Below are 25,752 nucleotides of genomic sequence, written 5' to 3' on the forward strand. Positions count from 1 at the left end.
CCGTTGGTCGCGGGCTTTAACGGTACGGCGCATCGGCGGCAAGGTTCGCCGCGATCGCGCTTTCCCAGCGGTCACCGTTATCGAGCAACTTCGACTTGTCGTAGATCAGCTCTTCGCGGGTCTCGGTCGAAAATTCGAAGTTCGGCCCCTCGACAATGGCATCCACGGGGCAAGCCTCCTGGCACAGCCCGCAATAGATGCACTTGGTCATGTCGATGTCGTAGCGCGTCGTGCGGCGGCTGCCGTCGTCGCGCGGTTCCGCCTCGATCGTGATCGCCTGGGCGGGGCAGATCGCCTCGCACAGCTTGCACGCGATGCACCGCTCCTCGCCATTGGGATAGCGACGCAGCGCGTGCTCGCCCCGGAAGCGCGGAGAGATCGGGTTCTTCTCGAACGGATAATTGATCGTCGCCTTCGGCTTGAAGAAGTAGCGAAGGGTCAGCGCGTGCCCCTTCACGAACTCCCACAGCGTAAAAGCCTTGACGTACTGAGCGACGCTCATGCCGGAACTCCCACGCGCGCAACCATCAGCACGCCAGACACCAAAAATACCCAGAACAGCGACACCGGCAGGAACACCTTCCAGCCCAGCCGCATGAGCTGGTCGTACCGATAGCGCGGCACGGTCGCCTTCACCCAGGAAAAGACGAAGAAGAAGAAGCACATCTTCAGCAGCAGCCAGACGATGCCCGGCACGGCGTAGAGCGGCGCCCAGTCCAGCGGCGGCAGGTAACCGCCCCAGAACAGGATGGCGTTCAGCGCGCACATCAGGATGACGTTGGCGTACTCACCCAGCCAGAACAGCGCGAACGACATCGAGCTATATTCGGTCTGGTAGCCCGCGACGAGTTCCGACTCCGCTTCGGTCAGATCGAACGGCGCGCGCTGCGTCTCGGCCAGGGCCGAGATGAAGAACATCACCGCCATCGGGAAGAGCAGCGGGTTGAGGAAGAAGCCGTTGACCGGAATCCCCAGCACGCTGCGCTGCGCCTCGACGATCGCGGTCAGGTTGAAGCTGCCCGCCCACATGACGACCGAGATCAGGATGAAGCCGATCGCGACTTCATAGGACACCATTTGCGCGGCGGCACGAAGCGCCGAGTAGAAGGGATATTTCGAGTTCGACGCCCAGCCCGACAGGATCACGCCGTACACGCCCAGCGACGAGGCGGCGAGGACATAGAGCAGGCCGACATTGATGTCGGCGACGACCACGCCCGGCTGGAACGGCACCACCGCCCAGACGATCAGCGCAACCGTGAAGGTGATGATAGGTGCCAGCAGGAACAGCCCGCGATTGGCGGCGGCCGGAACGATGGTCTCCTGAAGGAAGACCTTCAGACCGTCAGCGAAGGACTGGAGCAGGCCGAAGGGGCCGACCACGTTCGGCCCCCGGCGCAGCGCCATCGCCGCCCAGATCTTGCGATCGACATAGATGACCATCGCCACCGCCAGCATCAGCGGCAGTGCGATCGCCAGAATCCCGACCAGCGTCGCGATTCCCCAGGCCCAGCCATAAGGAAGGCCGAGCGTCGTGTTGAAAAACGCGGTCACTCCGCTGCCTCCGCATAGCTCTCACCATGGACCAGTTCAGCCGAGCAGCGCTGCATCGTCGGGCTGGCGCGGCAGATCGCGTTGGTGAGGTAGAAGTCCTTGATCGGATAACCCTCCAGCGTACCGGTCGCGGTCGCACTCAGCGACGGCGCGGCCCAGCCGAAAGTCACGAGGCCGAGCTGGCCCAGCGCCGGAACCTCCGCGGCCATCGCGGCGCGCAGAGCCTCCAGCGTGTCGAAAGGCAGGGTCTGGCCCAGCATTTCGGACAGCGCGCGGAAGATCGTCCAGTCGTCGCGCGCATCGCCGGGGGCGAAGACCGCCCGCTCGCCGCGCTGCACCCGGCCTTCCAGATTGACCCAGGTGCCCGACTTCTCGGCATAGGTCGCGCCCGGCAGGATGACATCGGCGTGATGCGCACCCTTGTCGCCATGATGGCCGACGAACACCTTGAAGCTGCTGCCGAACTTGGCGAAATCAACCTCGTCCGCACCCAGGAAGAAGGCCAGCTTCGGCGCGGCCGCAACCACGTCCGCAATGCCGCCCTTCTGCGCATAGCCGAGCATCAGCCCACCCATGCGCGAAGCCGCCATGTGAACGACATTATAGCCGTTCCACGCCGAACCGTCCTCCAGCGTCCGCACCAGATTGAACTGGTCGACCAGCTTCAGGCTCGCGCCATGCGCACCCTTCAGCGCACCGCCACCGACGATCACCATCGGACGCGCGGCCTTGCCGAACCACTCGGTCACCGCCTCGGGCAGGTTGCCCAGCACCGACAGGTCGGCGCCCAGCCACTCGACCTTGTAGGTCAGGTCGGTTTCGGGGCCGATCGCGAAGACCTTGGCACCCTTCTTAATCGCCTTGCGGATGCGGGTGTTCACCAGCGGCGCTTCCCAGCGCAGATTGGTGCCGATCAGCAGGATCGCATCGGCGCGCTCGACGCCCGCGATGGTCGTGTTGAAGTTGACCGCGGCCAGGCTCGACGTGTCGTAATCCATGCCGGTCTGACGGCCTTCGAGCAGGCTCGAACCCATCTTGGCCAGCAGCGCCTTGGCGGCGAACATCGTCTCGCAATCGACCAGATCACCCGCGATGGCGGCGACGCTCGAACCGGCGTTCACGTCACGGATCGCGGCGAACGCCTCGTCCCAGGTCGCGGGCACCAGCTTGCCGTCGCGACGGATGAACGGACGGTCGAGGCGACGACGGACCAGGCCGTCGATCGCGTGACGCGTCTTGTCGCTCGCCCACTCCTCGTTCACTTCGTCGTTGATGCGCGGCACGCAGCGCAGCACCTGACGACCCCGGCTGTCGAGACGGATGTTGGTGCCGACCGCGTCCATCACGTCGATGGCGAGCGTCTTCTTCAACTCCCAGGGACGCGCCTCGAACGCATAGGGCTTGGACGTCAGCGCGCCCACCGGGCACAGGTCGACGACATTGCCCGACAGCTCGCTCGACACCGCCTGTTCGAGATAGGAGGTGATCTGCATATTCTCGCCGCGATAGATCGCGCCGATCTCTTCCACGCCCGCGACCTCTTCGGCGAAGCGGACGCAGCGGGTGCACTGGATGCAGCGGGTCATGACCGTCTTGACGATCGGACCCATGTACTTCTCGGTGACGGCCCGCTTGTTCTCGTCATAGCGGCTATGGCCCTTGCCATAGGCCATGGACTGGTCCTGTAGGTCGCACTCGCCGCCCTGATCGCAGATCGGGCAGTCCAGCGGATGGTTGATCAGCAGGAATTCCATCACGCCTTCGCGCGCGGCCTTCACCATCGGGGTGGTGGTGAAGATTTCCTGATTCTCCGCCGCCGGAAGCGCGCAAGACGCCTGCGGCTTGGGGGGCCCAGGCTTCACCTCGACCAGGCACATGCGGCAATTGCCCGCGATGGACAGCCGCTCATGATAGCAAAAGCGCGGGATTTCCTTACCCGCAAGCTCGCAGGCCTGCAGCACGGTGGCGCCCTGCGGCACCTCGATCTCGACGCCGTCGACTTTGACCTTAGGCATTATTCGGCAGCTTCCATCATCGGGGCGTTGCCGCCCGTCTCGCCTTTGCGTTCGCGAATGCGGCGTTCCATCTCCGGGCGGAAGTGGCGGATCAGGCCCTGGATCGGCCAGGCCGCCGCGTCGCCGAGCGCGCAGATGGTGTGGCCTTCGACCTGCTTCGTCACCTGGAACAGCGTATCGATCTCGGCCACATCGGCATCGCCGGTGCGCATCCGCTCCATCACGCGCCACATCCAGCCGGTACCCTCACGGCACGGGGTGCACTGGCCGCAGCTTTCATGCTTGTAGAAATAGGACAGGCGGCTGATCGCGCGGACGATGTCGGTCGACTTGTCCATGACGATGACGGCCGCCGTGCCGAGGCCCGATCCGACCGCCTTCAGGCCGTCGAAATCCATCGGCGCATCCATGATCTGGGCGGCGGGCACCAGCGGCACCGACGAACCGCCCGGGATCACCGCGAGCAGATTGTCCCAGCCGCCGCGAATACCGCCGCAATGCCGCTCGATCAGTTCGCGGAACGTGATCGACATGCTTTCCTCGACCACGCAGGGGCGATCGACATGGCCGGAGATCTGGAAGAGCTTGGTGCCCTTGTTGTTCTCGCGTCCGAAGGAGGAGAACCACTCGGCCCCGCGCCGCAGGATCGTCGGCGCGACCGCGATCGACTCGACGTTGTTGACCGTGGTCGGGCAGCCATAGAGGCCCGCACCCGCCGGGAAAGGCGGCTTCAGGCGCGGCTGGCCCTTTTTGCCCTCCAGGCTTTCGATCATCGCGGTTTCTTCGCCGCAGATGTATGCACCCGCGCCGCGATGGACGAAGACGTCGAAGTCATAACCCGAGCCACAGGCGTTCTTGCCCAGGAAACCCCGGTCATAGGCCTCGGCCACCGCCGCGAACAGCGTCTCCGCCTCACGGATATATTCGCCGCGGATATAGATATACGCCGCCCGCGCGCGCATCGCGAAGCCCGCGACCAGCGCCCCCTCGATCAGCTTGTGCGGATCGTGGCGGATGATCTCGCGGTCCTTGCAACTGCCCGGCTCGGACTCGTCGGCGTTGATGACCAGGAAGCTCGGCCGGTCGGGGCGCGGTTCCTTGGGCATGAAGCTCCACTTCATGCCGGTCGGGAAGCCCGCACCGCCGCGCCCGCGCAGACCCGACGCCTTGATGACGTCGATGATCTTGTCCTGGCCCAGTTCGAGCAGCGCCTTGGTATTGTCCCAATCGCCGCGCTTCATCGCCGCGTCGACGTTCCACGGCTGATAGCCGTAGAGATTGGTGAAAATGCGGTCCTTGTCAGCGAGCATTATGCGCCCCACTCCCCGCGATAGTCGTGATTGTCGCCGACCATGGCGGTCAGCGTGGTCGGACCGCCCAGCGGCTCGACCGTGTGGCGACCCGGCTCCTGCGTGCCGGTCTTGGGGCTCTCACCCTTGGCCAGCGCCTCCAGGATGGTGACCGTGCGGTCGTAATCCAGGTCTTCGTAATTGTCGTCGTTGATCTGGACCATCGGCGCGGAAGCGCAATTGCCCATGCACTCGACCTCTGTCAGCGTGAACAAGCCGTCGGGCGTGGTCTTGCCCTTGATCAGCCCCTTGTTTTTGCACGCTGCCAGCACATCGTCCGACCCGCGCAACATGCACGGCGTCGTGCCGCACACCTGCACATGATAGCGGCCCACGGGCGCCAGGTTGAACATCGTATAGAAGGTCGCGACCTCATAGATGCGCATATACGCGACACCCAGCTGGCGCGCCACAAACTCGATCACCGGCACGGGCAACCAGCCTTGCGTCTGCGTCTCGGCACCGACCTGGCGCTGGGCCAGGTCGAGGAACGGGATCGAGCAGGACTGCTCGCGACCCTTGGGATAGCGCGCGAGGATCTCGTTCGCCTTCTTCTGGTTCTCGTCCGTCCAGGCGAAATTGCCCCAGCGGGCGCGGACTTCGGCCTCGTCGGGAATGATGGCTGCGTCGGCCATTAGCGAATGAACTCCACGCGCGACACCTTGTCGTTCTCGAAGGAATAGATGGACATGACCTCGAACGCCTCGCCTCCCGGCGCACGTTCGACCTTTTCATGCAGCAGCACGGTCTCACCGAACGCCTGTTCGGCCACGATCTCGGCGCGGTTCTGCGGGAACTGCGCGAACATGGCCTTCAGCCCCGAACGAACGCCCTCGCGCCCCTCGCGCAACACGGCCCCGCGATAACCCGCTTCGCAAGCATCCTCGGTCATCAGCGCGACATAGGCGTCGGCGTCCTGCGCATTGTAATGCGCGATCATCTGGCGTGCGATCGCGATGCGCGCAGGAGAAGCGATCGCGCTCAACGATCGCACTCCCCGAATACGATATCCATCGCGCCCAGGATCGCGGTCGTGTCGGCCAGCATATGCCCCTTGGACATGAATTCCATGGCCTGGAGGTGGCTGAACGCGGTCGGGCGGATCTTGCACCGATAGGGCTTGTTCGATCCGTCGGAGACGAGAAACACACCGAATTCGCCCTTGGGGCTTTCGGTCGCGACATATACCTCGCCGGCGGGGACGTGATAGCCTTCGGTATAGAGCTTGAAATGGTGGATCAGCGCTTCCATCGAGCGCTTCATCTCACCGCGCTTGGGCGGCGTGACCTTGCGATCACTGGCCAGCACCGGACCTTCGGGCATCTGCGCCAGGCACTGCTTCATGATCCGGGCCGACTGGCGCACTTCCTCGACGCGCACCATGAACCGGTCATAGCAATCGCCGCTGGTGCCCACCGGCACATCGAAGTCCACCTTGTCATAGGCGTCATAGGGCTGCGACTTGCGCAGGTCCCACGGAATGCCCGAGCCGCGGATCATCGGACCGGAGAAGCCCCATTTGATCGCGTCCTCGCGGTTCACCACCGCGATATCGACATTGCGCTGCTTGAAGATACGGTTGTTCGCAACCAGCCCGATCGCATCCTCGAAAAGCTGCGGCAGACGGGTGTCGAGCCAGTCGGCGATATCGGTCAGCAGCTTGAGCGGCACGTCCTGATGGACGCCGCCGACGCGGAAATAGTTCGCATGCATGCGCGCGCCCGAAGCACGCTCATAGAAGTTCATGCAGTCTTCGCGGATTTCGAACATCCACAGGTTCGGCGTCATCGCGCCGACATCCATCACATGGCTGCCCAGATTGAGCATGTGGTTCGAAATGCGGGTCAGTTCCGCAAAGAACGTCCGGAGATATTGCGCACGCAGCGGCACTTCCAGATCGAGCAGCTTCTCGACCGCCAGCACATAGCTGTGCTCCATGCACATCGGCGAGCAGTAATCGAGGCGATCGAAATAGGGCAGCGCCTGCGAATAGGTCTTGTATTCGATCAGCTTTTCGGTGCCGCGATGGAGCAGGCCGACATGCGGATCGATACGCTCCACGATCTCGCCGTCCAACTCCATGACGAGGCGAAGCACGCCGTGCGCCGCCGGATGCTGCGGGCCGAAGTTGATCGTATAGTTCTGGATCGACACGTCTCCCGTGGTCGGGTCGACAGCGTCGGTCTTGTGGAGCAGTTCGTCGACATAGTCGCTCACTGATTCTGTCCTCCGCCCTTGCCCGGCACGACGTCCGGGTCCTGGGGCTTACCTTCGGCCTTGTTGCCCGGATGCGGTTCGCCCGCGCCCGTCTGCTTGGGGCTTTCGGTGGTCTTCGTCTCGGCGGTCTGCGACGGCGCGGTCTTGTCCGGCGCGGCATCGGCTTTCTTCACCGCATCGGCACTGGCCGGGGTCTGCGCGCCCTTGCCTTCCGGCTGCGAGCCCTTTTCGTCGCCGGGAAGGACGTATTCCGCCCCTTCCCACGGGCTCTGGAAGTCGAAATTGCGGAAGTCCTGCGCCAGCTTCACCGGCTCATAGACGACGCGCTTTTCCTCTTCCGAGTAACGCAACTCGGTATAGCCGGTCAGCGGGAAGTCCTTGCGCAGCGGATGGCCACGGAAGCCATAGTCCGTCAGGATGCGACGCAAATCGCTATTGCCCGAGAACAGCACGCCGTACAGGTCATAGACCTCACGCTCCAGCCAGCCCGCGACCGGCCACAGGCCCGTCACCGACGGCACCGGCTTGTCCTCGTCGGTGCAGACATGGACATGCAGGCGGTGGTTGCGGGTCAGCGAGAGCAGGCAATAGACTACCTCGAAACGCTCGTCGCGCTCGGGATAGTCGACGCCGGCGATCTCCATGAGCTGCTGATATTCCAGCCCCTTGGTGTCGCGCAGCGCGATCATGGCGGGCACGAGGTTCGCACGATCGACGATCAGCGCGACCTCACCCACATGCTCGCGCGCATCGACCAGCCAGGGGCCGAGCGCGGCGCGCGCCGCATCGATCACGCCGTCGTTCGAGGCGAAACGGGGAGCGGGCGCCCTCACCGTTCGATGCTCCCGGCGCGGCGGATCTTCCGCTGCAACTGCATCACGCCATAGAGCAACGCCTCGGCGGTCGGCGGACAGCCGGGGACATAGATGTCCACGGGCACGATCCGGTCACAGCCGCGCACCACCGAATAGCTGTAATGGTAATAGCCGCCGCCATTGGCGCAGCTACCCATCGAGATGACATATTTCGGGTTCGACATCTGGTCGTACACACGACGCAGCGCCGGAGCCATCTTGTTGCACAGCGTACCCGCGACGATCATCACGTCCGACTGGCGCGGCGACGCGCGCGGCGCGGCACCGAAACGCTCCATGTCGTAACGCGGCATGTTGACGTGGATCATTTCCACCGCGCAGCACGCCAGACCGAAGGTCATCCACCAAAGCGAGCCGGTGCGCGCCCATTGGAACAGTTCCTCGGTCGAAGTGACGAGGAAGCCCTTGTCGGTCAGTTCGCCGTTCAGTCCGTCGAAAAAGCCCTGATCGGGCTGGATGACGGCCTGGCCGTCATGGACGACTCCGCCATGGGCCTGCGGCTTGAACTCGACCGGACCGGAGTGAAGATTTACTCCCAATCCAACGCTCCCTTCTTCCACGCATAGACGAGCCCGAGCGCGAGCTCGCCGATGAAGATCATCATCGAAAACCAGGCGGTCCAGCCGAGGCTGAACACACTGACCGCCCAGGGGTACAGAAACGCCGCTTCCAGATCGAAGATGATGAACAGGATCGCGACGAGGTAGAAACGCACGTCGAACTGGCTGCGCGGGTCTTCGAACGCGGGGAAGCCGCATTCATATTCGGACAGCTTCTGCTCGTTGGGCTGATGCGCACCCGTCAGGCGCGCGACCAGCATCGGCAGAAACACGAAGGCCGTCGACAGAACCAGGGCAACGCCCAGGAACAGGAGGATCGGCAGATATTGCGACAGATCGACCAAGTTTTTCTCTCGCAGATGCGGAACTGGATGCGGATGGCTTTAGGCCGATGAACCCGCCGGAGCAAGTCAGCGGAGGCATGAGAATGAATCGCAACTGAACCGTGCCATTCACCCCATCGGACAGATTTTCAGATGGTATTTGAAAGGCTTGAACGCAATAGCCGCAAGCGATTGCGTTCAAATCCCCTCGGAATATCAGCGCAGCGCGTTGGCCAGCAGCTTGTGCAGCTTGGAATGCAGCCCTTCGTTGGCGGCCAGATACTCGCCACGCTCGAGCGACTTGTCGCTGCCCCGGAAGTCGCTGACGAAACCGCCCGCTTCTCGCACCAGCAGCATGCCCGCCGCCGCGTCCCAGGGCTTCAGGCCGGACTCCCAGAAACCGTCATAGCGGCCCGCCGCGACCCAGGCGAGGTCGAGCGCGGCCGAGCCGAACCGGCGGATACCAGCGACCTGCGGCGCGATCGCACCGAAAATGCGGCTCCACTGGACGAAATCTCCGTGCCCCAGGAAGGGGATGCCGGTCGAGATCAGCGCTTCCGACAGATCGCGGCGCGACGACACGCGCAGACGACCGTCCTGCAACCACGCGCCCCGGCCCTTCTCGGCCCAGAAGCTTTCGTCGGTCAGCGGCTGGTAGATCAGGCCGGTGGTCACTTCGCGCTTGCCGCTCGGCAACTGCTCCTCGACCGCGATCGAGATGGCGAAGTGCGGGATGCCGTGGAGGAAGTTGGAGGTGCCGTCGAGCGGATCGATGATGAAGCGCGGCTTGGACGGATCGCCTTTGATCTCGCCAGCCTCTTCCATCAGGAAGTTCCAGTCGGGGCGCGCCTTCTTCAGTTCCTCGAAGACGGTTTCCTCGGCGCGCTTGTCGGCCATCGACACGAAGTCGGCGGGGCCCTTGCGGCTGACCTGGAGGTGCTGAACCTCGTTGAAGTCGCGGCGGAGACGCGGGGCAGCCTTGCGCGCGGCGCGTTCCATGATGGTGAGAAGCCCGGAGTGCGAGGCCATGATCGTCCTTTCGATCGCGCCGCTGCATCTCCACGGCGCTATAATGAAAAGGCCCGCCGCGAACGACGGGCCGGGACGGCGGATGACGGGGTCGCGCATCGTCGCGCCGGTCATCCGCCGATACCGATTAGTCCGCGCGGCGGACGTAGGTCTGTTCGTACACGTCGACGACGATGCGCACGCCGCTGGCGATGTGCGGCGGCACCATCACGCGCACGCCATTGTCGAGGATGGCGGGCTTGTACGACGACGAGGCGGTCTGCCCCTTCACCACCGCGTCGGCCTCGACGATGGTGGCTTCGATCTGGTCGGGAAGCTGGACCGAGATCGGACGCTCCTCGTGCAGTTCCATCACCACGTCCATGCCGTCCTGGAGGAAGGCGGCGGCATCGCCCAGCAGGTCGCGCGGCAGCGTGATCTGCTCATAGGTTTCCTTGTCCATGAAGGTCAGGTCGTCACCCTCGGCGAACAGGAACTGGAAGTCCTTGGTGTCCAGGCGGACGCGCTCGACCGTCTCGGCGGAGCGGAAGCGCACATTGGTCTTGCGGCCGTCGATGAGGTTCTTCATCTCGACCTGCATATACGCACCGCCCTTGCCGGGCTGGGTATGCTGAATCTTCACGGCGCGCCAGATGCCGCCTTCATACTCGATGATGTTGCCGGGACGAATGTCCACGCCGCTGATCTTCATGGGTCTTCAACCTGCTGGAAAGAGCGAAGGATGCCGGGGCGGTGACGCAGCCCGGCGGTCCGTGGACGCTGCTTTAGCTTGAAGCGGTCTTTCCGGCAAGCAGCGGATAGGGATCGACCGGCTCGCCCTGATACCAGTCATCCCCGGCGCGCATCCAACTGACCCCGAAATGGAGATGGGTGTTGCCCGCCCCCGCATTGCCGGTATCCCCGACATAGCCGACCACCTGCCCCTGCGCGACGCGCTGCCCCTCGGTCAGGCCTGGCGCATAGCTTTTCAGATGCGCGTAATAGAGGCTCCAGCGCCGGTCGAGCGAGCGGATATAGAGCGTATGGCCGCCCCGCGCGCTGTCGAACAGCTTCTCGACCGTGCCCGGAAGCGCCGCCACGACCGGGGTGCCGCCCGGTGCCATCAGGTCGATCCCTCGATGCCGGCGCTCGCCGCCTTCGCGCGGGTCGCCCCAGTCGTGGCGGAGCGAGGCCACCGGATAGTCGGCGATCGGCATGATGAGCGCCGCCGCGCCGCCCGTCACGCCCCCGGAGGCAGGCGCCTGTGCTTCGGGCACCACGACATCGCCCGAGCCGACGGACAGCATCGACAGAAAGCCGCCGACCCCGACCACGATCAGGCCCAGCATCACCCAGCCGAAGCGCGACAGCGGGCCCCTGCCCCCGCTTCGCCTCATTCCTGCGGCACTTTGTGCTTGCCCAGTGGCGTGATCGCGCTTGCGGGGGGCGCGCCAACGCCGCTCGGCGACGCCGCACCGCTGCCCGGCTCGATCGGATAGGCGGGTGCGGGCGTGGGATGCGTCGCCACCGCCACCAATGCCATGGCTACCCCCGTCCCCAGGGCGATCGCCAGTCTTGTCATGCGCCGCTCCTCCGCGTCGTTCGTAGCCTGTCTGTTGAACGCAGGCGAAGGACGCTTGTTTCCGATGCGCAACGGATAGGCGATCATACCGGTGGGCTCACGCAGGGCGTAGGGCCAATCGACATTCATGCGGCTCCTTATTCCCTCTATGAGGAGCAGGGGAAAAGAAGAGCATGTTAGAATGGCGGCACAGCCTAATGGATGGAATGGCGAGGTGATCGCCATGCCCCTGTCGGAGCGCCCTACTTCAATACCTCGGCAAAGGCCTTGACCGCCGCCGCCTCGTCGCCGTTCCATACCGCGCCCGACACCGCCAGAAAGTCCGCGCCCGCCTTGACCAGCGTTCCCGCATTCTCGGGCGTGATCCCGCCGATCGCGACGCAGGGGAGTTCGAACAGCGTCGACCACCAGGACAGCACCACCGGTTCGGCCCGATGCTTGGTTTCCTTGGTCGTCGTCGGATAAAAGGCACCGAAGGCGACATAGTCCGCCCCTGCCTCCCCGGCCTCCATCGCCAGATGACGGCTGTCGTGACAGGTCACGCCGATCTGGACCGACGGGCCCAGCACGTCGCGCGCCTCGCGGGCGTCGCCGTCCCCCTGGCCCAGATGCACACCGTCCGCGCCCAGCCGCTTGGCCAGGCTGATGCTGTCGTTGACGATGAACGCCACCTCACGGTCGGCGCAGATGCGCTGGAGCGGCTCGGCCAGCTTGGCGGCGGCGTGCTGGTCCATGTCCTTCACGCGGTACTGGAAGGCCGCGACGGGCCCGGCATCGAGCGCGCGCGCCAGCCGGTCCGCGAAACCGCCGGTCACGTCGAGCGGCGAGATCAGGTAAAGCTGGCAGGGCGGCCGTCGCATGTCCCGTACAAAGGCGGTGGCGAATTCGGGATCGAGCGGGCCGAGAGGATCGTCATCAAGCGTCATGCCGCCTTCCCTAGCGCCTGACGCACGCCCCGTCACCTGTGACGGCGGCGGGAAGGAATGGGCGCCCCGGTTCCCCAACCGAAACGCCCAGCCCTGCAAGAACTTATTCTTCGTTCTTGTAGATCGCGATCAGCTTGTCGAGCATCGCCAGCGCCTCGTCGCGCGGACGCTGGAAGGTGTTGCGGCCGATGATCGAGCCATTGCCGCCGCCATCGCGAATGTCGCGTGCGTCCTGATAGACGGCATCGGCCCCCTTGGCCGCGCCGCCCGAGAAGACGACGATGCGGCGCCCCGCGAAGCTCGACTGGACGACATGGCGCACGCGATCGGCCTGGTTGGACCAGTCGATGCCCTCATAGGCGGACTTCGCCTCGGCCTGCTCGATATGGTCGCTGGGCAGCTTGACCTTGATGATATGCGCGCCGAGCAGCGCCGCCATATGCGCGGCATAGGCCCCGACGTCGAGCGCCAGTTCGCCGTCCTTGGTCAGCTTGCCGCCGCGCGGATAGCTCCAGATGACGGTGGCGAGACCCGCCTCGCGCGCTTCGGCGGACAGGATCGCGATCTGGTCCATCGCGTCGAAAATGCCGTCAGACCCCGGATAGATGGTGAAGCCGATCGCCGCGCAACCCAGCCGCACCGCGTCCTGCACGCTGCCCGTCACCGCCTGGGTGATCGAGGTGCCCCAGCTGTTCGAGCTGTTGATCTTCAGGATCGTCGGGATCTGCCCCGCAAAGGTGTCGGCCCCCGCCTCCAGCATCCCCAGCGGCGCGGCATAGGCCGACAGCCCGGCATCGATCGCCAGTTGGAAATGGTAATGCGGGTCATAGGCGGGCGGGTTGACCGCGAAGCTGCGCGCCGGGCCATGTTCGAAACCCTGATCGACCGGCAGGATAATCAGCTTGCCGGTGCCGCCCAGCTTCCCCTGCATCAGGATGCGCGCCAGATTGGCCTTCACCGCGGCGGGCGTGGCTTCATATTTGTCGAGAATGGCTTTCACGGTCGGGGTCATGAATTCTCTCCAGATCGGGTCGTTGGGGTCGGAAAACGGGGCATCAGAGCATCAGCCAGCGGCGCATGGCCTGTTCGACCTGCTCCATCCGGGTGGGCGAAGCATGTCCCAGCACCTTGACGATATGATTGCGCGGAATGGACAAAATCTTGTCGACCTGGACCTCGCACTCGACGGTCAGGCCGGTATGCTCGCGGGGCGAGAAGGCGACGCGGAACAGCGCCTCGCCGCCGACCACCGAGGTCATCGGGCAGACGGTGATGGTGTTGTGCGTTTCGTTATACAGGTCCGACTGGACGACCAGGAAGGGACGGTGATCCCTGCCTTCGCCCGTGGTCGCGAGCACGATGGCGGCGTGGGAAATCTTCACGCGTCCGGCTCCTGTGACGCCGCATCCGTGGCGAGCGCGTTCCAAAAGGCGAAATCCTCCGCCGTGTCGCGCTTGGAGGCGCGGGTCGACTGGCGACGCGCCTCGCGGCGATAGGCTTCGTCGTGCAGGTCGACATAGCGGCGCACCGCCTCACGCGCGATGTCGCTCTTGCTGCGCCCCTGGGTGCGCGCCACGGCCGCCAGCCGCTCTTCCAATTCGGTGTCGAGGCGGACGCCAAGCATTGCCCATTCCTTCGTTTAACGCGTTAAACCTAGCAAGTCCGACAAGTGTATTCAAGCATTGTCGCGCGGCCACGAAAAACCCCGCCGCCCGAAAGGGCGACGGGGTCCTGTCGGATCGTCCCTCCCAAGAGGGACGGTCCGTGAGACATCAGGCCGTCAGCGCGGCGACGCCGGGCAGGTCCTGCCCCTCCATCCATTCCAGGAATGCGCCGCCCGCCGTCGAGACGAAGGTGAACTGCGTCCCCACGCCCGCCTGGTTGAGCGCGGCCACCGTATCGCCGCCGCCCGCGACCGAGACGAGGCTGCCATCCTGGGTCAGTGCCGCCGCCGTCTTGGCGAGCGCGACGGTCGCCATGTCGAAGGGCGGCGTCTCAAACGCGCCGAGCGGGCCGTTCCACACCAGCGTGCGGCAATTCTTCAGCACGTCGCCCAGCGACTCGACCGCGTTGGGGCCGAGGTCGAGGATCATCTCGTCCGCCGCGACCTCGTGCACATTGACAGTGCGGGTCGCGGGGTTCGGCTTGAACTCCTTGGCGACCACCACGTCATAGGGAAGATGCACGGTGCAGCCCGCCTTATCGGCCGCGTCGAGAATCTCCTCGGCCGTGCCGGTCAGGTCATGCTCGCACAGCGACTTGCCCACATCGACCCCGCGCGCGGCGAGGAAGGTGTTGGCCATGCCGCCGCCGATGATCAGGTGATCGACCTTGCCGACCAGATGCTTGAGCACCGCGAGCTTGGTCGAGACCTTGGCCCCGCCGACCACCGCCGCGACCGGATGCTCGGGATTGCCGAGCGCCTTTTCGAGCGCGTCGAGTTCAGCCTCCATCGCGCGGCCCGCGAACGCCGGAAGCTGACGCGCCAGCCCTTCGGTCGAGACATGCGCACGGTGCGCCGCCGAGAAGGCGTCGTTGACGTAGAAGTCGCCCAGCTTGGCGATCGAGGCCGCCAGTTCGGGATCGTTCTTTTCCTCACCGGCATGGAAGCGGGTGTTTTCCAGGATCGCGATATCGCCGGGGTTCAGCGTCGCGACCGCCGCTTCCGCCGCCTCGCCCGCGACATCGTCGATGAAGCGGACCGGGCGGCCCAGCACGTCGCTGTACGGCTGGGTCAGCATCGCCAGCGAGAATTCGGGGTTACGCTGCCCCTTGGGGCGGCCGAAATGGGCGAGGATCAGGACGATCGCGCCCCTGTCGGCCAGTTCGGTCACCGTCGCGATGGTCGCACGCAGGCGGGTGTCGTCGGTCACGCGACCATCGGCCATCGGCACGTTCAGATCCTCGCGGACCAGCACGCGCTTGCCGGACACGTCACCCATATCGTCGAGCGTCTTGAAAGCCTTGGTCATGATTCCTCGATCCTGATGTTGTCGCCGATGCGGATCGTGCCGCCCTCGATTACGCGGGTACACACGCCGCCGCGCCAATCGGGACGGAGGGCCGCCTGCAACCCGTCGGCGATCGCGTCCATGCGGTGGCACGGATCGCATTCCATGGTGATTTCCAGAAGGACGGGCCCGATACGCAACCGGGTGCCCGGAATTTGGGGAAGGTCGAAATCCTCGACCAGCAGGTTCGCGCGGCGTTCCTGCCAGGGGATATCGCGGTCGATCTCGGCCAGCGCGGCGTCCCAGTCGGCGCGCTCGATCAGCGTCACCTGACGCCTGCCCCGCCCGCCGGGCTTGATCCGCCCGCGACAATCGCCTTCCACGCCGCCCGCCAGGGTGACGATGGCGGTGTCCAGCACCTCCACCCTCCCCTTCGGCACGGCATGGCGGGCGATACCGGCCAGATGCCCGGTCATCACCCGCCCGTCGCTCATCAGAGGAACTTCGCCATCGCGGTCGCGGTGTCGACCATGCGGTTCGAGAAGCCCCATTCATTGTCGTACCACGAAACGACGCGCACCAGCTTGCCGTCGATCACCGCCGTCTCCAGGCTGTCGACGGTCGAGGACTGGGGCGAGTGCATCAGGTCGATCGAGACCAAAGGCTCGTCGGTATAAACCAGCACGCCCTTGAGCGGACCGCTCTCGGCGGCCGCCTTCAGGATGGCGTTGACCTCTTCCTTGGTCGTGTCGCGCGCAGGGGTGAAGGTCAGGTCGACCAGGCTGACGTCCGGCACCGGCACGCGGATGGCCGAGCCGTCCAGCTTGCCCTTCAGTTCGGGCAGAACCTCGCCCACCGCGCGGGCGGCGCCGGTGGTGGTCGGGATCATCGACATGGCGGCGGCGCGGGCGCGGCGCAGGTCGGGGTGGATCTGGTCGAGGATCTTCTGGTCGTTGGTATAGGCGTGGACCGTGGTCATCAGGCCGCGCTCGATACCGATCGCGTCGTTCAGCACCTTGGCGACCGGCGCCAGGCAGTTGGTGGTGCACGAGGCGTTCGACACGATGGTGTGGTCGGCGGTCAGCTTGTCATGGTTGACGCCGTACACGACGGTCAGGTCGACATTCTTGCCCGGTGCCGAGATCAGCACCTTCTTGGCGCCCGCCGCGATGTGCTTCTCGCACGACGCCTTGTCGGTGAAGAAGCCGGTGCACTCCAGGACCAGGTCGACGCCCAGTTCCTTGTGCGGCAGGTTGGCGGGGTCGCGTTCGGCGGTGACGCGGATGCGCTTGCCGTCGATCACGATGTCGTTGCCGTCCGCCGACACCTCACCCGGATAGCGGCCATGGACGCTGTCGCGGCTGAACAGCCAGGCGTTGGACTTGGCGTCAGCGAGATCGTTGATCGCGACCAGTTCCAGCGCGTCGCCGCCCCGTTCGAGAATGGCGCGCGCGACCAGTCGGCCGATGCGACCGAAACCATTGATTGCAACCTTGACCGTCATGCCAGCAAGCTCCTGTCTCATACGGGCACTGCCTGGACGGCACCGCCCCCGGTTGGATGGTGAAGGCGGGCACGTCCCGCGATTCCATCGTTCGCGCCACGCCTTTCGGAGCCGATGGGTTCGCTGTCAACCGCCCCCAGGCTTCGCATCGTCCAATTGCGGGTTGCCGCGTCAAGCCATCCTGCTAAGCCGATCCCATGCCCGAACCCATTGCCGACGATGTCCTCTCCTCCGTCGAGCGCATCGACCGCGCGATCGCCCGCATCGAACAGACGATCCGCACCCGCGCGGCCAAGGAAGACGCGCTCGCGCGACGCCATGCCGCGCTCAAGGCCCGCATGGCCGACGCCGTTTCCGCGCTGGACGAAGTGATCAGCCGGGGGAGCGCCGTCTGATGGCCGAAGTCACGATCACGATCGGCGACCGCCCCCATACCGTCTATTGCCAGGAAGGCGGCGAAGCACGGGTCCGCCTGCTCGGCCAGATGCTCGACCAGCGCTGGCCGGCGGCGATGCGCGCCTCGGGCGGGCATAATGGCGAACGCGCGCTGCTGTTCGTCGCGCTGATGCTGGCCGACGCGCTGGAAGAGGCGGAGCGTCGCCCGCCCGCCGGGGCCGCGGTCAGCGAGGCCGCGCTCACCCGGATCGCCGAGCGGCTGGAGGGATTGGCCGATGCGCTGGATTCCGAAGGACGCGGGCCCCTTGAGTAAGCCGGGCCTCTCCCCTACATGGGTCAGTGGCGGGCTCTGCCCGGTACGAGCCACGATAATCCCTGAGGCTATTCTTCATCCAAGGGGGCTGTCCCTGCCCGGACCCTGGTCCGACGCACATGGTCCCCACCTGACGTATTGGGCGTCAGTGGATATTACGGCAAACGGCCATGGCGGTCCCGCCACCCGCCTTTCTCTGACATGACCGACAAACGCGCCCTTCGCGCCCGGATTCGGGCGGCGCGTGATGCGCACGGCCCCGGCCTGCTGCCGGTGGCGCGCCCCTTTCTCGACCGCCTGCTGCCCGGACAGATCATTGCCGCCTATCGCCCGATCGGGGCGGAGGCCGATCCGGCGCTGTGGGTCGAGGCGGCATTGCACGCCGGTGCGACCATCGCCCTGCCCCATGTCGTCGACCGCGCGAGCCCGATCCGCTTCCTGACATGGGCGGAGGGACAGGATCTGCATGTCGGTGCTTTCGGGCTTCACCAGCCGGACCCGGGTGCGCCCGAATGCATGCCCGACATCATCCTGACCCCGCTGGTCGGCTTCGACCGGCGCGGCAACCGGCTGGGCCAGGGCGCGGGGCATTACGACCGCGCCTTCGCCGCACACCCCGACGCCTGGCGCGTCGGGCTCACCTGGGGCGTGCAGGAGGTCGAGGCGCTGGCCCCCGATGACTGGGACGTTCCTCTCCACGCCATCGCCACCGAATCGGAATGGATCGTCCCATGACCCCCAGTTGGCGCAAGCCCGCCGGAATGCTGCTGATCGTCGCGATCATCGTCCTGTGGGCGGTGCTGGTCGCCAGCCTGTCGGGCGTGGTGGGCCAGTGGCACTGGGTGTTGCAACTGGCCTTCTATGTCGTCGCCGGGATCGTGTGGATCACGCCGATGAAGCCGCTGTTGCGGTGGATGGAGGGGGGACGGGGTTAGGGTTTCCCTTCGACTTTGGCAGTGCGCCGGAGTTTATCCTGAGCGAAGGTCCAATCGCGTCGCCCCAGCGCAGGCTGGGGCCTTTCTCGATCGCAGTGGCCCGTCGCCAGAGATCCCAGCCTTCGCTGGGATGACGAATGGAATGTCGGGAGAAATGGAACGTCCCCGTAACCCGGAAACGAAAACGCCATCCCAAAGGATGGCGCGAGTGACGGGGCTCGAACCCGCGACCTCCGGCGTGACAGGCCGGCGCTCTAACCAACTGAGCTACACCCGCTTGAAAGCCATGTGACGCCGCATATATCCGGCATCGGCCCTTTCGGGGATTTCGATATTTTCCACCATTCCAGGGAAGGAATGGCGCGAGTGACGGGGCTCGAACCCGCGACCTCCGGCGTGACAGGCCGGCGCTCTAACCAACTGAGCTACACCCGCTGAAAGCGTCGAGGCGCGCCAACTAGGCGAGCCTCCCGACCCTGTCAACGCTTCATTTCGAACTTTCTTGCGGAACGTCCTCCGGGTCGCTGTCACGGTCGAGATAGGTCAGCGTACCATGCTCGAACAGGAAGCCCGCAATGTCCGGCTTGCCCGCCGCCTTCAGCACGGTTTGCAGGATGATGAGCAGCGGAACCGCCAGCAGCGCGCCCAGCGTCCCCCACACCCATCCCCAGAAGCTGAGCGAGACCAGGATCATGACCGGGCTGATGGTCAGGCGATGTCCGACGACCAGCGGAGTGATGAGGTTCGCCTCGATCAGGTGCATCCCGTACATGATCGCGGGCGGGGCAAGCGCGACCCAGATGTCGCTGAACGTCATCAGCCCGCCGACCGCCAATAGCAGCGCGCCGATCACCGGCCCGAAATAGGGGATGTAGTTGAGCAGCGCGACGATACCGCCCCACATCAACGGATAGGGCATGCCGAACAGCGACAGCGCCCCCGCCACCGCGCCGCCCAGCGCCAGGTTGATGATGGTGATGGTGCCCAGATAGGCGGACACGTCGTCCACTACCTCCTGGATCACCCGCGCGGTCGCCATGGCGCCGTCGAAGCTGGTCCGCCCGCGGATCGTCTCGCGCCGCATCCGGGTCCAGCCCGACAGGACGAAGAAGACGACGAGGACGCCGAACAGGAACTGGACGATCAGCGTCGGGGCCGAGGTCGCGGCAAGCTCCAGGATCGAGCTGGGCGGCGAGACGGCGCTCGTCTGCGGCTGGCGGATCGGGGCCGAGGCGACCTGCCGCAGCGCCTTGTTCACATAGCGTTCGAGGTTGGAATACAGGTCGAGCAGCGGCGCCAGATTGTCCTGGATGCGTCCGATCCGGCTGGGCAGCAGGCGGAAGAAATCGGTCGCGGGCACGATGATCGCCGCCAGCGCGATATTGGCGACGACCAGGAACAGCAGGACGCACAGCAAAGCCGCCAGCGAAGACGGCACCCGCCGCCGCTCCAGCCATTCGAGAATGGGAACCAGCGCGATCGCAATGACCAGCGCGGTGGTCAGCGGCAGGAAGAACTCGGCCCCCTCCTTGAGCGCGAAGGGCAGCGCCAGGGTGAACCCCGCCCCCGCCGTCAGCGTCAGCCCGGCGAGCAGGCGATCACGCCGCATCGCGATCCGCATCGCCTCCCGCGAGCCCATGCCCGCCGGGGTTCCCAGGATCGAATCGCCGGCCATGGGAGCCTTGGCGGTCGCGTCGTCATGCACGTCACTCATGGCGATCACGTTAGCGGCTTTCCCGGGTCAGGAAAGCCGCTAACGCCGTGCGGGGATGACGTTTGTGTCATGAAGCGCACCGATCACCGGCGCGCACGGCCTTACCAGGCGCGTGGGATGCCGCCGGTCCGTTCGGCGACCGCATTCTCGATGGACTGGAGCTGCGTGCGGGACAGCACGCCCGCCTCCATCAGGTGACGCATCAGTTCTTCGGTCAGGGCCGCCAGAAAGTGCAATTCCGCACGCTCCGACGCGCCGTCTTCGTTCAATGCGTCCATCGCCAACTCCAGGATCTGATCGACCGCGACTGTGTAGCGATGCCCAGGCACCGGTGAAAGTATCTTTTCCGCACAAGGGATCAGCGGTTGACGTTTACGTCAAGCACAATCATCACCACGACATGGATCATCGACCGCCCCCTTCCCCCGAAATCATGGCCCAGGGCCTTGTCGCGCTGCTGGATGTCGAGGAGATCGACACCGACCTCTATCGCGGCGCGCGGCGCCCCGGTGGCGAGGGGCGGGTCTTCGGCGGACAGGTGATCGCACAGGCGCTCCAGGCGGCGCAACGCTCGACCGAGGCACCGCGCATCGCCCATTCGCTCCATGCCTATTTCATGCGGCCGGGCGACGAACGCTATCCGATCGTCTACCGCGTCGAGCGCGATTTCGAGGGGCGCAGCTTCGCGACCCGGCGGGTGATCGCGATGCAGAAGGGCAAGCCGATCCTCAACCTGGCCTGCTCGTTCCAGACGCCGGAGGAAGGGCTGCATCATCAGGACGCCATGCCCGACGTCCCCGCACCCGATACGCTGACGCCCGAACGGGAGCTGCTGGCCGCGCTGGGCGACCAAATCCCTGAGCCGCTCCGCGCCTTTCTGTCGCGTCCCCGTCCCATCGAACTGCGGCCCGTCGATCCCCGGCAGTTGCTCAAGCCCGAGCCCCGCGCGCCGTCCCAGTCGATCTGGTTCCGCCTCGTCGCGCCGGTCGGCGACGATCCCGCGCTGCACCGCGCGATCCTGGCCTATGCCAGCGATTTCGCGCTGCTCGGCACCTCCACCCTGCCGCACGCGGTCCACTGGCTGATCGACGATATGCAGACGGCCAGCCTGGACCACGCCCTATGGCTGCACGAGCCGTTCCGGGCGGACGAATGGCTGCTCTACACGACCGACAGCCCTTGGGCGGGCCATGCGCGCGGGTTCAACCGGGGCCGCATCTTCACCAGCGACGGACGGCTGGTCGCCAGCGTCGCGCAGGAAGGGCTGATTCGCCTGCGTTCGCCCAAGGCCGGCGTTTAACGGCGCAGCATCTCGCGCACCGACTGAGTGGCGCTGCGGGTATCCTCGGCCAGCTTCTTGACCTCGGCGGCGACGATGCCGAAGCCGCGCCCGGCGGGGCCCGCCCTCGCCGCCTCGATGCTCGCGTTCAGGGCCAGCATGTTGGTCTGTCCGGCGATGGCGGCGATGCTGTCGACGAGGCCCTCCATGTCGCGAAGCATGGTCTCCAGCGCGGTCTGGCGATCCTCCGCCATCAGGCGAAACCGCTCGGCCTGATCCAGCCGCTCGCTCGCCTCCGCCTCCAGCCGGACCCGGTCGGTCATGTCGGTCGCGAACTTCACGATCTTGTACGGCACGCCCTCGGCGTCGAGGATCGGGGTGTAGGTGGCCTGAAGCCAAAGGGCCGTCCCATCGGCGCGCCGCCGCTCGAACCGCCCGGCGATGAACCGCCCCGCCGCCAGATCGGCCCAGAAGCGCGCATAGGCGGGCGAGCGGACATGGTCGGCACTGCAAAAGCGGCTGTGATGCACGCCGATCGTCGCCGCGCGCGAGTATCCGATCAGCGACAGGAAGATGTCGTTCGCGGCCAGCACACGGCCCTTCAGATCGAATTCCACCACCGCCTGCGACAGGTCGATCGCGGCGAGTTTGCTATGCGCCTCCCCATCGGTCAGGCAATGCCCGGTGATATCGGTCGCGATCTTGAGGACCTGGGTGACGGTCCCGTCCGCATCCAGGATGGGCAGATAGCGTGCCTCCAGCCAGATCGACCGCCCCTGCCGCCCCATCCGGCGATAGGCCCCGCTATGGGGCAGGCCCCGGCGCAGATCGGACCAGAATTGTTCATGGTCCGCCGACGCGGCGATACCGGCGGGACACAGCATCGCATGGGGCCGCCCTGCCAATTCGGTAGCGGTATGACCAAAGACCTGAAGGAAATTGTCATTGGCCCATTGAATGACGCCATCGGTATCGAACACCACCAATAGATGCGTCCGGTCGATCGCCCGGAACATCATGTCCTCCCGCTGCCAAATCTGGTCAGGCTTTGCGGGGAAAAGTTCGATACCCATGGGCTCTCATTGCCCAAAATGGACTAAACCTTTGTTAATGGCTCGTTACCGGCGCGATATGATCCAAAGACGGTCCAAGCCGTTTCGGCCATACCCGATTTCGGATTTGAGAGGGGCGGCGCACTCGCCCAATCCTCGATTCCGCAAAAAGCGATGACCGGCGTCGTTTTTCGAGATAGGGAATATCGGTCCGTCGCGGATCGACGGTCCGACGGGCGAGTATCGAGAGGGTGACGGCAATGGCGGCAACGTCCGTCGAGGAAGAGCAGAGTACCGAACGCTATCGACAGAAGCGTGACGCCATATTGGCGGCGGCGGCGCAGGCGATCAACGAACAATCGGCCAAGGGCATGACCTTCGCCGATGTCGCGCAGCGCGTCGGGCTGAACACCACCAGCGTCACCTATTATTTCCGTCGCAAGGACGAACTGGCGGCGGCGGCGTTCGAGCATACGCTGGACCGGCTGCTCGAAATGCTGACGCTCGCTGCCGAGGCACCCACGCCGCAGGCCCGCGTCGCGCGTTATCTGTCGATCAACATGGCCCGGCTCGCCCGGATCGAACGAGGCGAGGAGGCGCCCTTCGCCGTCCTGTCCGACCTTCGCGCCATGGAGGAGCCGATCCGGGGGCGCCTGATGGCCGGGTGGCAGAAAGTGTTCCGCGCCACGCGCAGCCTGTGGGGTCCGGCCCCCAGCCGCGCGCATACCGACCTGCACGGCGCGCGGGCGCATGTTCTGCTGGAAAACACCTTTTGGCTGCCGATCTGGCTGGTCCGGTATGAACTGGACCAGTTTCCCCGCGTCGAGGAACGGCTGCTCGACGTGTTGACCCATGGCATCGCGGCGAAGGGATCGACCTGGTCCCCCGCCATGCTCGACCTCGACGCGCGGATGGCGCAGCGGACCGAGCCGGGGCGCGAGGCGTTTCTGCTGGCCGCGACCCGGCTGATCAACCAGCTCGGCTATCGCGGCGCCAGCGTGCAGCGGATCGCCAGCGAGCTGAACGTTACCAAGGGCAGCTTCTATCACCATCTCGACGCCAAGGACGATCTGGTCGCCGCCTGTTACCGCCGCAGCTTCGACACGATCACCGCCGCGCAGCAACTGGCCGATGCGGCCGGGAGCAGCCATTGGCACCGGCTGTCCAGCGCGATCGCGACCCTGCTGGACGTCCAGTTCGCCGAACGCGGGCCGTTGCTCCGCACCACCGCGCTCGCCAGCCTGCCGGGCGACGTGCGCGCGCAAATGGTCGAGCGCTCCAACGGGATCGCGCGGCGCTATGCGGGCACGATCATGGACGGCGTGGCGGAAGGGTCGATGCGCGCGGTCGATGCGCTGATCGCGGCCCAGGCGCTGATGGCGATCCAGAACGCGGCCTTCGACATGCGCAAATGGGCGGGCACGATGGAGCGCCCCCACGCCATCGCACTCTATGCCTCGACCATCCTCTACGGCATGTTCGACGATCGTTTCCTGGACTAGGGCCTAGGGCCAATCGACATTCATGCCACTCCTTCTTCCCTCTCCCCTGGACAGGGGAGAGGGTTAGCGGAGCTTGCCAGCCTGCTGGCTAGCGCAGCTTGGGTGAGGGGTTGAGCGAGCCATAGGCTCGCGCGCGCTCCGCGCGCAGCACCCCTCACCCAGCTCCGACTAAGCCTTTGCTTTCGCAAAGACCAAGTCTGCGCAACCCTCTCCCCTCTATGAGGGGCGAGGGAAAAGAAGGGCATATCGGAACATCGATCCGATCTGATAGCGCACAATTTGCGACAATTGCGGCCGTCGCCCGACATGATCGGGCGACAGCCGCAGGCGAGAAGGGCCATCGACCGGAAGGGATTTTCCTCTCCGCCGCAAAGGACCCGAAACCCATGCGAAAGACCCTGATCGGCCTTTCCCTCGCCACCCTGCTGACCGCCACCGCCGCGCAGGCACAGACCTCGGCCCCTCCTCCCCCGCCGTCCGGCCGGATGGGCGGCGCGATGATGGGGATGCAGCCCGATGCCTCGGGCAACATCACTCGCGCCGCCGCCATTGCCGCCGCCGACCAGCGCTTCGCCGCCATGGACGTCAATCACGACGGCACCGTGACCCCGGACGAGATGCGCGCCTATCGCGAACAGCGCCGTGCCGAGTGGCAAGAGCGTCGCCAGGGCGGCGGTGACCGCCCCGGCCGTCGCGCCCCGCAACCCATCACCGCCGACGCCTTCCGCGCCCGCGCCGTGGCGGTGTTCGATCGTCTCGACATCAATCATGACGGCAAGATCGACGTGGCCGAACGCGCCGCCGCCCCCCGGTTCGGTGGCCGCCGCCATGGCGGCATGGCCCCCGGAGCTCAGCCTGCCCCCCAGCAGGACGACTGAGCCGTCAGGCGGGGCGACCGATCCCCCCATCCGTCGCCCCGCTTGCGAGCCGCGCTTGCCATGCTAGACCCCTCCCCCATGTCCGACACGCCGCACCTGCTGCTCGTCGATGACGAGCGTTCCATCCGCGAGCCGCTCGCCGTCTATCTGACCAAACAGGGGTTCCGCGTGACCCAGGCGGGCGATGCCGCCTCGGCGCGCACCCGGCTCGCGGCCTATGCCATCGACCTGGTCATCCTCGACATCATGATGCCGGGCGAGGACGGGCTGAGCCTTTGCCGCCATATCGCGGCGACCAGCGAGGTGCCGGTCATCCTGCTGACCGCCCGCGCCGAGGAGACGGACCGGATCGTCGGACTGGAAATGGGCGCGGACGACTATGTCGTGAAGCCCTTTTCCCCGCGCGAACTGGCGACCCGGGCCAAGGTCGTGCTGCGCCGGACCCAGGCGGGCGGCGCGCGGCTCCATGCGCCGGACAGCGGCTCCTACGCCTTTGCGGGCTGGGTGCTGAAATCGGGCGAGCGGTCGCTGGTCGATCGCGAGGGCGTGTCGGTGATGCTGTCGACCGGCGAATATAATCTGCTGCTCGCGCTGGTCAGCCGTCCTCGCCAGGTGCTGACCCGCGACCAGTTGCTCGACCTGACCCAGGGACGCGAGGCCGCCGCCTTCGACCGTGCGATCGACAATCAGGTCAGCCGCCTGCGCCGCAAGATCGAGGCGGACCCCAAATCGCCCGAAATCATCAAGACGGTCTGGGGCGGCGGCTATACGCTGGCCGCCGAAGTGACCCGCCTGTGAGGCTCCGCTTCTGGCCGCGTC

At 65.7% G+C, this 25,752-nt stretch carries 32 protein-coding genes and 2 tRNA genes; 8 read left to right on the plus strand and 26 right to left on the minus strand.

What is annotated here, in order from left to right; all coding sequences use genetic code 11:
- Window positions 1–16: 16 nt before the first annotated feature.
- The 21 genes from nuoI to gap all read right to left on the minus strand — a co-directional run bounded on the left by nuoI (window position 17) and on the right by gap (window position 16,864).
- Window positions 17–502, minus strand: coding sequence for an NADH-quinone oxidoreductase subunit NuoI (gene nuoI / locus SM191_RS03580; protein WP_042483186.1), 486 nt, complete (start codon window positions 500–502; stop codon window positions 17–19).
- Window positions 499–1,554, minus strand: a complete 1,056-nt coding sequence (gene nuoH, locus SM191_RS03585) for an NADH-quinone oxidoreductase subunit NuoH (protein ID WP_341505012.1) — start codon at window positions 1,552–1,554, stop codon at window positions 499–501. The genes nuoI and nuoH overlap by 4 nt, the downstream gene beginning before the upstream one ends.
- Window positions 1,551–3,569: an NADH-quinone oxidoreductase subunit NuoG gene (gene nuoG, locus SM191_RS03590; RefSeq protein WP_341505013.1), complete on the minus strand. Its 2,019-nt coding sequence runs from the start codon at window positions 3,567–3,569 to the stop codon at window positions 1,551–1,553. Before nuoG ends, nuoH begins: the two co-directional genes overlap by 4 nt.
- Window positions 3,569–4,879, minus strand: a complete 1,311-nt coding sequence (gene nuoF / locus SM191_RS03595; RefSeq protein WP_306999765.1) for an NADH-quinone oxidoreductase subunit NuoF — start codon at window positions 4,877–4,879, stop codon at window positions 3,569–3,571. The genes nuoG and nuoF overlap by 1 nt, the downstream gene beginning before the upstream one ends.
- Window positions 4,879–5,553, minus strand: a complete 675-nt coding sequence (locus tag SM191_RS03600; protein WP_306999764.1) for a complex I 24 kDa subunit family protein — start codon at window positions 5,551–5,553, stop codon at window positions 4,879–4,881. The genes nuoF and SM191_RS03600 overlap by 1 nt, the downstream gene beginning before the upstream one ends.
- A complete protein-coding gene (locus SM191_RS03605) occupies window positions 5,553–5,858 on the minus strand; it encodes a nuclear transport factor 2 family protein (RefSeq protein WP_341505070.1) in 306 nt (101 codons plus the stop codon). The genes SM191_RS03600 and SM191_RS03605 overlap by 1 nt, the downstream gene beginning before the upstream one ends.
- A 41-nt stretch (window positions 5,859–5,899) precedes the next feature.
- Complete coding sequence (locus SM191_RS03610) at window positions 5,900–7,135, minus strand: NADH-quinone oxidoreductase subunit D (protein WP_341505014.1); 1,236 nt, start codon at window positions 7,133–7,135, stop codon at window positions 5,900–5,902.
- Complete coding sequence (locus SM191_RS03615; RefSeq protein ID WP_341505015.1) at window positions 7,132–7,968, minus strand: NADH-quinone oxidoreductase subunit C; 837 nt, start codon at window positions 7,966–7,968, stop codon at window positions 7,132–7,134. Before SM191_RS03615 ends, SM191_RS03610 begins: the two co-directional genes overlap by 4 nt.
- Window positions 7,965–8,549 (minus strand): NuoB/complex I 20 kDa subunit family protein, encoded by a 585-nt coding sequence (locus SM191_RS03620; RefSeq protein ID WP_373461756.1) that lies wholly within the window; start codon window positions 8,547–8,549, stop codon window positions 7,965–7,967. Before SM191_RS03620 ends, SM191_RS03615 begins: the two co-directional genes overlap by 4 nt.
- Window positions 8,540–8,914, minus strand: a complete 375-nt coding sequence (gene ndhC / locus SM191_RS03625; protein WP_306999760.1) for an NADH-quinone oxidoreductase subunit A — start codon at window positions 8,912–8,914, stop codon at window positions 8,540–8,542. The genes SM191_RS03620 and ndhC overlap by 10 nt, the downstream gene beginning before the upstream one ends.
- A 195-nt stretch (window positions 8,915–9,109) precedes the next feature.
- Window positions 9,110–9,922 (minus strand): inositol monophosphatase family protein, encoded by an 813-nt coding sequence (locus SM191_RS03630; protein ID WP_306999759.1) that lies wholly within the window; start codon window positions 9,920–9,922, stop codon window positions 9,110–9,112.
- Between the two features lie 127 nt (window positions 9,923–10,049).
- Window positions 10,050–10,613, minus strand: coding sequence for an elongation factor P (gene efp / locus SM191_RS03635; RefSeq protein WP_267433648.1), 564 nt, complete (start codon window positions 10,611–10,613; stop codon window positions 10,050–10,052).
- A 73-nt stretch (window positions 10,614–10,686) separates the two neighbouring features.
- Complete coding sequence (locus SM191_RS03640) at window positions 10,687–11,298, minus strand: M23 family metallopeptidase (protein ID WP_306999758.1); 612 nt, start codon at window positions 11,296–11,298, stop codon at window positions 10,687–10,689.
- Window positions 11,295–11,612, minus strand: a complete 318-nt coding sequence (locus tag SM191_RS03645) for a hypothetical protein (RefSeq protein WP_341505017.1) — start codon at window positions 11,610–11,612, stop codon at window positions 11,295–11,297. The genes SM191_RS03640 and SM191_RS03645 overlap by 4 nt, the downstream gene beginning before the upstream one ends.
- A gap of 113 nt (window positions 11,613–11,725) precedes the next feature.
- A complete protein-coding gene (gene thiE / locus SM191_RS03650; RefSeq protein WP_341505018.1) occupies window positions 11,726–12,409 on the minus strand; it encodes a thiamine phosphate synthase in 684 nt (227 codons plus the stop codon).
- Between the two features lie 103 nt (window positions 12,410–12,512).
- On the minus strand, window positions 12,513–13,421 hold the full coding sequence (locus SM191_RS03655) for a class I fructose-bisphosphate aldolase (RefSeq protein WP_341505019.1): 909 nt from the start codon (window positions 13,419–13,421) through the stop codon (window positions 12,513–12,515).
- A gap of 43 nt (window positions 13,422–13,464) precedes the next feature.
- Window positions 13,465–13,791: a type II toxin-antitoxin system PemK/MazF family toxin gene (locus SM191_RS03660; protein ID WP_267433653.1), complete on the minus strand. Its 327-nt coding sequence runs from the start codon at window positions 13,789–13,791 to the stop codon at window positions 13,465–13,467.
- A complete protein-coding gene (locus tag SM191_RS03665; protein WP_341505020.1) occupies window positions 13,788–14,033 on the minus strand; it encodes a ribbon-helix-helix protein, CopG family in 246 nt (81 codons plus the stop codon). Before SM191_RS03665 ends, SM191_RS03660 begins: the two co-directional genes overlap by 4 nt.
- 148 nt (window positions 14,034–14,181) lie before the next feature.
- Window positions 14,182–15,381, minus strand: coding sequence for a phosphoglycerate kinase (locus tag SM191_RS03670; RefSeq protein ID WP_341505021.1), 1,200 nt, complete (start codon window positions 15,379–15,381; stop codon window positions 14,182–14,184).
- Window positions 15,378–15,854, minus strand: a complete 477-nt coding sequence (locus SM191_RS03675) for an MOSC domain-containing protein (protein WP_306999751.1) — start codon at window positions 15,852–15,854, stop codon at window positions 15,378–15,380. Before SM191_RS03675 ends, SM191_RS03670 begins: the two co-directional genes overlap by 4 nt.
- The gene (gene gap, locus SM191_RS03680; protein WP_341505022.1) at window positions 15,854–16,864 is read right to left on the minus strand and encodes a type I glyceraldehyde-3-phosphate dehydrogenase; all 1,011 of its coding nucleotides are present in this window, start codon (window positions 16,862–16,864) and stop codon (window positions 15,854–15,856) included. Before gap ends, SM191_RS03675 begins: the two co-directional genes overlap by 1 nt.
- 197 nt (window positions 16,865–17,061) lie before the next feature.
- Here gap and SM191_RS03685 point away from each other — a divergent pair, with 197 nt between their 5' ends.
- The 4 genes from SM191_RS03685 to SM191_RS03700 all read left to right on the plus strand — a co-directional run bounded on the left by SM191_RS03685 (window position 17,062) and on the right by SM191_RS03700 (window position 18,508).
- Window positions 17,062–17,259: a hypothetical protein gene (locus SM191_RS03685; protein WP_267433658.1), complete on the plus strand. Its 198-nt coding sequence runs from the start codon at window positions 17,062–17,064 to the stop codon at window positions 17,257–17,259.
- Window positions 17,259–17,573, plus strand: a complete 315-nt coding sequence (locus SM191_RS03690; RefSeq protein WP_341505023.1) for a cell division protein ZapA — start codon at window positions 17,259–17,261, stop codon at window positions 17,571–17,573. The genes SM191_RS03685 and SM191_RS03690 overlap by 1 nt, the downstream gene beginning before the upstream one ends.
- 201 nt (window positions 17,574–17,774) lie before the next feature.
- The gene (locus SM191_RS03695; protein ID WP_341505024.1) at window positions 17,775–18,308 is read left to right on the plus strand and encodes a 5-formyltetrahydrofolate cyclo-ligase; all 534 of its coding nucleotides are present in this window, start codon (window positions 17,775–17,777) and stop codon (window positions 18,306–18,308) included.
- A complete protein-coding gene (locus tag SM191_RS03700; RefSeq protein ID WP_341505025.1) occupies window positions 18,305–18,508 on the plus strand; it encodes a DUF2842 domain-containing protein in 204 nt (67 codons plus the stop codon). The genes SM191_RS03695 and SM191_RS03700 overlap by 4 nt, the downstream gene beginning before the upstream one ends.
- Before the next feature lie 200 nt (window positions 18,509–18,708).
- Here SM191_RS03700 and SM191_RS03705 read toward each other — a convergent pair.
- From SM191_RS03705 to SM191_RS03720, 4 genes are all read right to left on the minus strand, one after another.
- Window positions 18,709–18,785 (minus strand) — tRNA-Asp (locus SM191_RS03705).
- An 81-nt stretch (window positions 18,786–18,866) separates the two neighbouring features.
- Window positions 18,867–18,943: transfer RNA gene (locus tag SM191_RS03710), tRNA-Asp, on the minus strand.
- 52 nt (window positions 18,944–18,995) lie between these two features.
- On the minus strand, window positions 18,996–20,183 hold the full coding sequence (locus SM191_RS03715; protein WP_445949805.1) for an AI-2E family transporter: 1,188 nt from the start codon (window positions 20,181–20,183) through the stop codon (window positions 18,996–18,998).
- A 140-nt stretch (window positions 20,184–20,323) separates the two neighbouring features.
- On the minus strand, window positions 20,324–20,551 hold the full coding sequence (locus tag SM191_RS03720) for a hypothetical protein (protein ID WP_341505026.1): 228 nt from the start codon (window positions 20,549–20,551) through the stop codon (window positions 20,324–20,326).
- A 104-nt stretch (window positions 20,552–20,655) separates the two neighbouring features.
- On the opposite strand from SM191_RS03720, the gene SM191_RS03725 reads away from it, so the two are divergent.
- Window positions 20,656–21,522 (plus strand): acyl-CoA thioesterase, encoded by an 867-nt coding sequence (locus SM191_RS03725; RefSeq protein ID WP_341505027.1) that lies wholly within the window; start codon window positions 20,656–20,658, stop codon window positions 21,520–21,522.
- Here the strand turns inward: SM191_RS03725 and SM191_RS03730 are convergent.
- Window positions 21,519–22,574, minus strand: a complete 1,056-nt coding sequence (locus tag SM191_RS03730; RefSeq protein WP_341505028.1) for a methyl-accepting chemotaxis protein — start codon at window positions 22,572–22,574, stop codon at window positions 21,519–21,521. The two genes, SM191_RS03725 and SM191_RS03730, sit on opposite strands and share 4 nt — an antisense overlap.
- Before the next feature lie 239 nt (window positions 22,575–22,813).
- Here SM191_RS03730 and SM191_RS03735 point away from each other — a divergent pair, with 239 nt between their 5' ends.
- The 3 genes from SM191_RS03735 to SM191_RS03745 all read left to right on the plus strand — a co-directional run bounded on the left by SM191_RS03735 (window position 22,814) and on the right by SM191_RS03745 (window position 25,731).
- A complete protein-coding gene (locus tag SM191_RS03735; protein WP_306999745.1) occupies window positions 22,814–24,055 on the plus strand; it encodes a TetR/AcrR family transcriptional regulator in 1,242 nt (413 codons plus the stop codon).
- 386 nt (window positions 24,056–24,441) lie between these two features.
- On the plus strand, window positions 24,442–24,933 hold the full coding sequence (locus tag SM191_RS03740) for an EF-hand domain-containing protein (RefSeq protein ID WP_341505029.1): 492 nt from the start codon (window positions 24,442–24,444) through the stop codon (window positions 24,931–24,933).
- A gap of 78 nt (window positions 24,934–25,011) precedes the next feature.
- The gene (locus tag SM191_RS03745) at window positions 25,012–25,731 is read left to right on the plus strand and encodes a response regulator (RefSeq protein WP_261268163.1); all 720 of its coding nucleotides are present in this window, start codon (window positions 25,012–25,014) and stop codon (window positions 25,729–25,731) included.
- The last annotated feature ends 21 nt before the right edge of the window (window positions 25,732–25,752 follow it).

The organism is Sphingomonas sp. 2378, assembly GCF_038084995.1.
Classification (GTDB): Bacteria; Pseudomonadota; Alphaproteobacteria; order Sphingomonadales; family Sphingomonadaceae; genus Sphingomonas.

Bases quoted from the DNA above. Each gene is read 5' to 3' on its own strand.
- SM191_RS03640 (WP_306999758.1), bottom strand. From the start codon at position 11,298: ATGAGGCGAAGCGGGGGCAGGGGCCCGCTGTCGCGCTTCGGCTGGGTG.
- gap (WP_341505022.1), bottom strand. From the start codon at position 16,864: ATGACGGTCAAGGTTGCAATCAATGGTTTCGGTCGCATCGGCCGACTG.
- SM191_RS03605 (WP_341505070.1), bottom strand. From the start codon at position 5,858: ATGATCGCGCATTACAATGCGCAGGACGCCGACGCCTATGTCGCGCTG.
- nuoG (WP_341505013.1), bottom strand. From the start codon at position 3,569: ATGCCTAAGGTCAAAGTCGACGGCGTCGAGATCGAGGTGCCGCAGGGC.
- SM191_RS03690 (WP_341505023.1), top strand. From the start codon at position 17,259: ATGGCCGAAGTCACGATCACGATCGGCGACCGCCCCCATACCGTCTAT.
- thiE (WP_341505018.1), bottom strand. From the start codon at position 12,409: ATGACGCTTGATGACGATCCTCTCGGCCCGCTCGATCCCGAATTCGCC.
- SM191_RS03655 (WP_341505019.1), bottom strand. From the start codon at position 13,421: ATGACCCCGACCGTGAAAGCCATTCTCGACAAATATGAAGCCACGCCC.
- efp (WP_267433648.1), bottom strand. From the start codon at position 10,613: ATGAAGATCAGCGGCGTGGACATTCGTCCCGGCAACATCATCGAGTAT.
- SM191_RS03665 (WP_341505020.1), bottom strand. From the start codon at position 14,033: ATGCTTGGCGTCCGCCTCGACACCGAATTGGAAGAGCGGCTGGCGGCC.
- SM191_RS03745 (WP_261268163.1), top strand. From the start codon at position 25,012: ATGTCCGACACGCCGCACCTGCTGCTCGTCGATGACGAGCGTTCCATC.
- SM191_RS03740 (WP_341505029.1), top strand. From the start codon at position 24,442: ATGCGAAAGACCCTGATCGGCCTTTCCCTCGCCACCCTGCTGACCGCC.
- SM191_RS03725 (WP_341505027.1), top strand. From the start codon at position 20,656: ATGGCCCAGGGCCTTGTCGCGCTGCTGGATGTCGAGGAGATCGACACC.
- SM191_RS03685 (WP_267433658.1), top strand. From the start codon at position 17,062: ATGCCCGAACCCATTGCCGACGATGTCCTCTCCTCCGTCGAGCGCATC.
- SM191_RS03600 (WP_306999764.1), bottom strand. From the start codon at position 5,553: ATGGCCGACGCAGCCATCATTCCCGACGAGGCCGAAGTCCGCGCCCGC.
- SM191_RS03715 (WP_445949805.1), bottom strand. From the start codon at position 20,183: ATGGCCGGCGATTCGATCCTGGGAACCCCGGCGGGCATGGGCTCGCGG.
- SM191_RS03730 (WP_341505028.1), bottom strand. From the start codon at position 22,574: ATGGGTATCGAACTTTTCCCCGCAAAGCCTGACCAGATTTGGCAGCGG.
- nuoF (WP_306999765.1), bottom strand. From the start codon at position 4,879: ATGCTCGCTGACAAGGACCGCATTTTCACCAATCTCTACGGCTATCAG.
- SM191_RS03645 (WP_341505017.1), bottom strand. From the start codon at position 11,612: ATGAATGTCGATTGGCCCTACGCCCTGCGTGAGCCCACCGGTATGATC.
- SM191_RS03675 (WP_306999751.1), bottom strand. From the start codon at position 15,854: ATGAGCGACGGGCGGGTGATGACCGGGCATCTGGCCGGTATCGCCCGC.
- nuoI (WP_042483186.1), bottom strand. From the start codon at position 502: ATGAGCGTCGCTCAGTACGTCAAGGCTTTTACGCTGTGGGAGTTCGTG.
- SM191_RS03695 (WP_341505024.1), top strand. From the start codon at position 17,775: ATGACCGACAAACGCGCCCTTCGCGCCCGGATTCGGGCGGCGCGTGAT.
- SM191_RS03700 (WP_341505025.1), top strand. From the start codon at position 18,305: ATGACCCCCAGTTGGCGCAAGCCCGCCGGAATGCTGCTGATCGTCGCG.
- SM191_RS03670 (WP_341505021.1), bottom strand. From the start codon at position 15,381: ATGACCAAGGCTTTCAAGACGCTCGACGATATGGGTGACGTGTCCGGC.
- SM191_RS03735 (WP_306999745.1), top strand. From the start codon at position 22,814: ATGGCGGCAACGTCCGTCGAGGAAGAGCAGAGTACCGAACGCTATCGA.
- SM191_RS03630 (WP_306999759.1), bottom strand. From the start codon at position 9,922: ATGGCCTCGCACTCCGGGCTTCTCACCATCATGGAACGCGCCGCGCGC.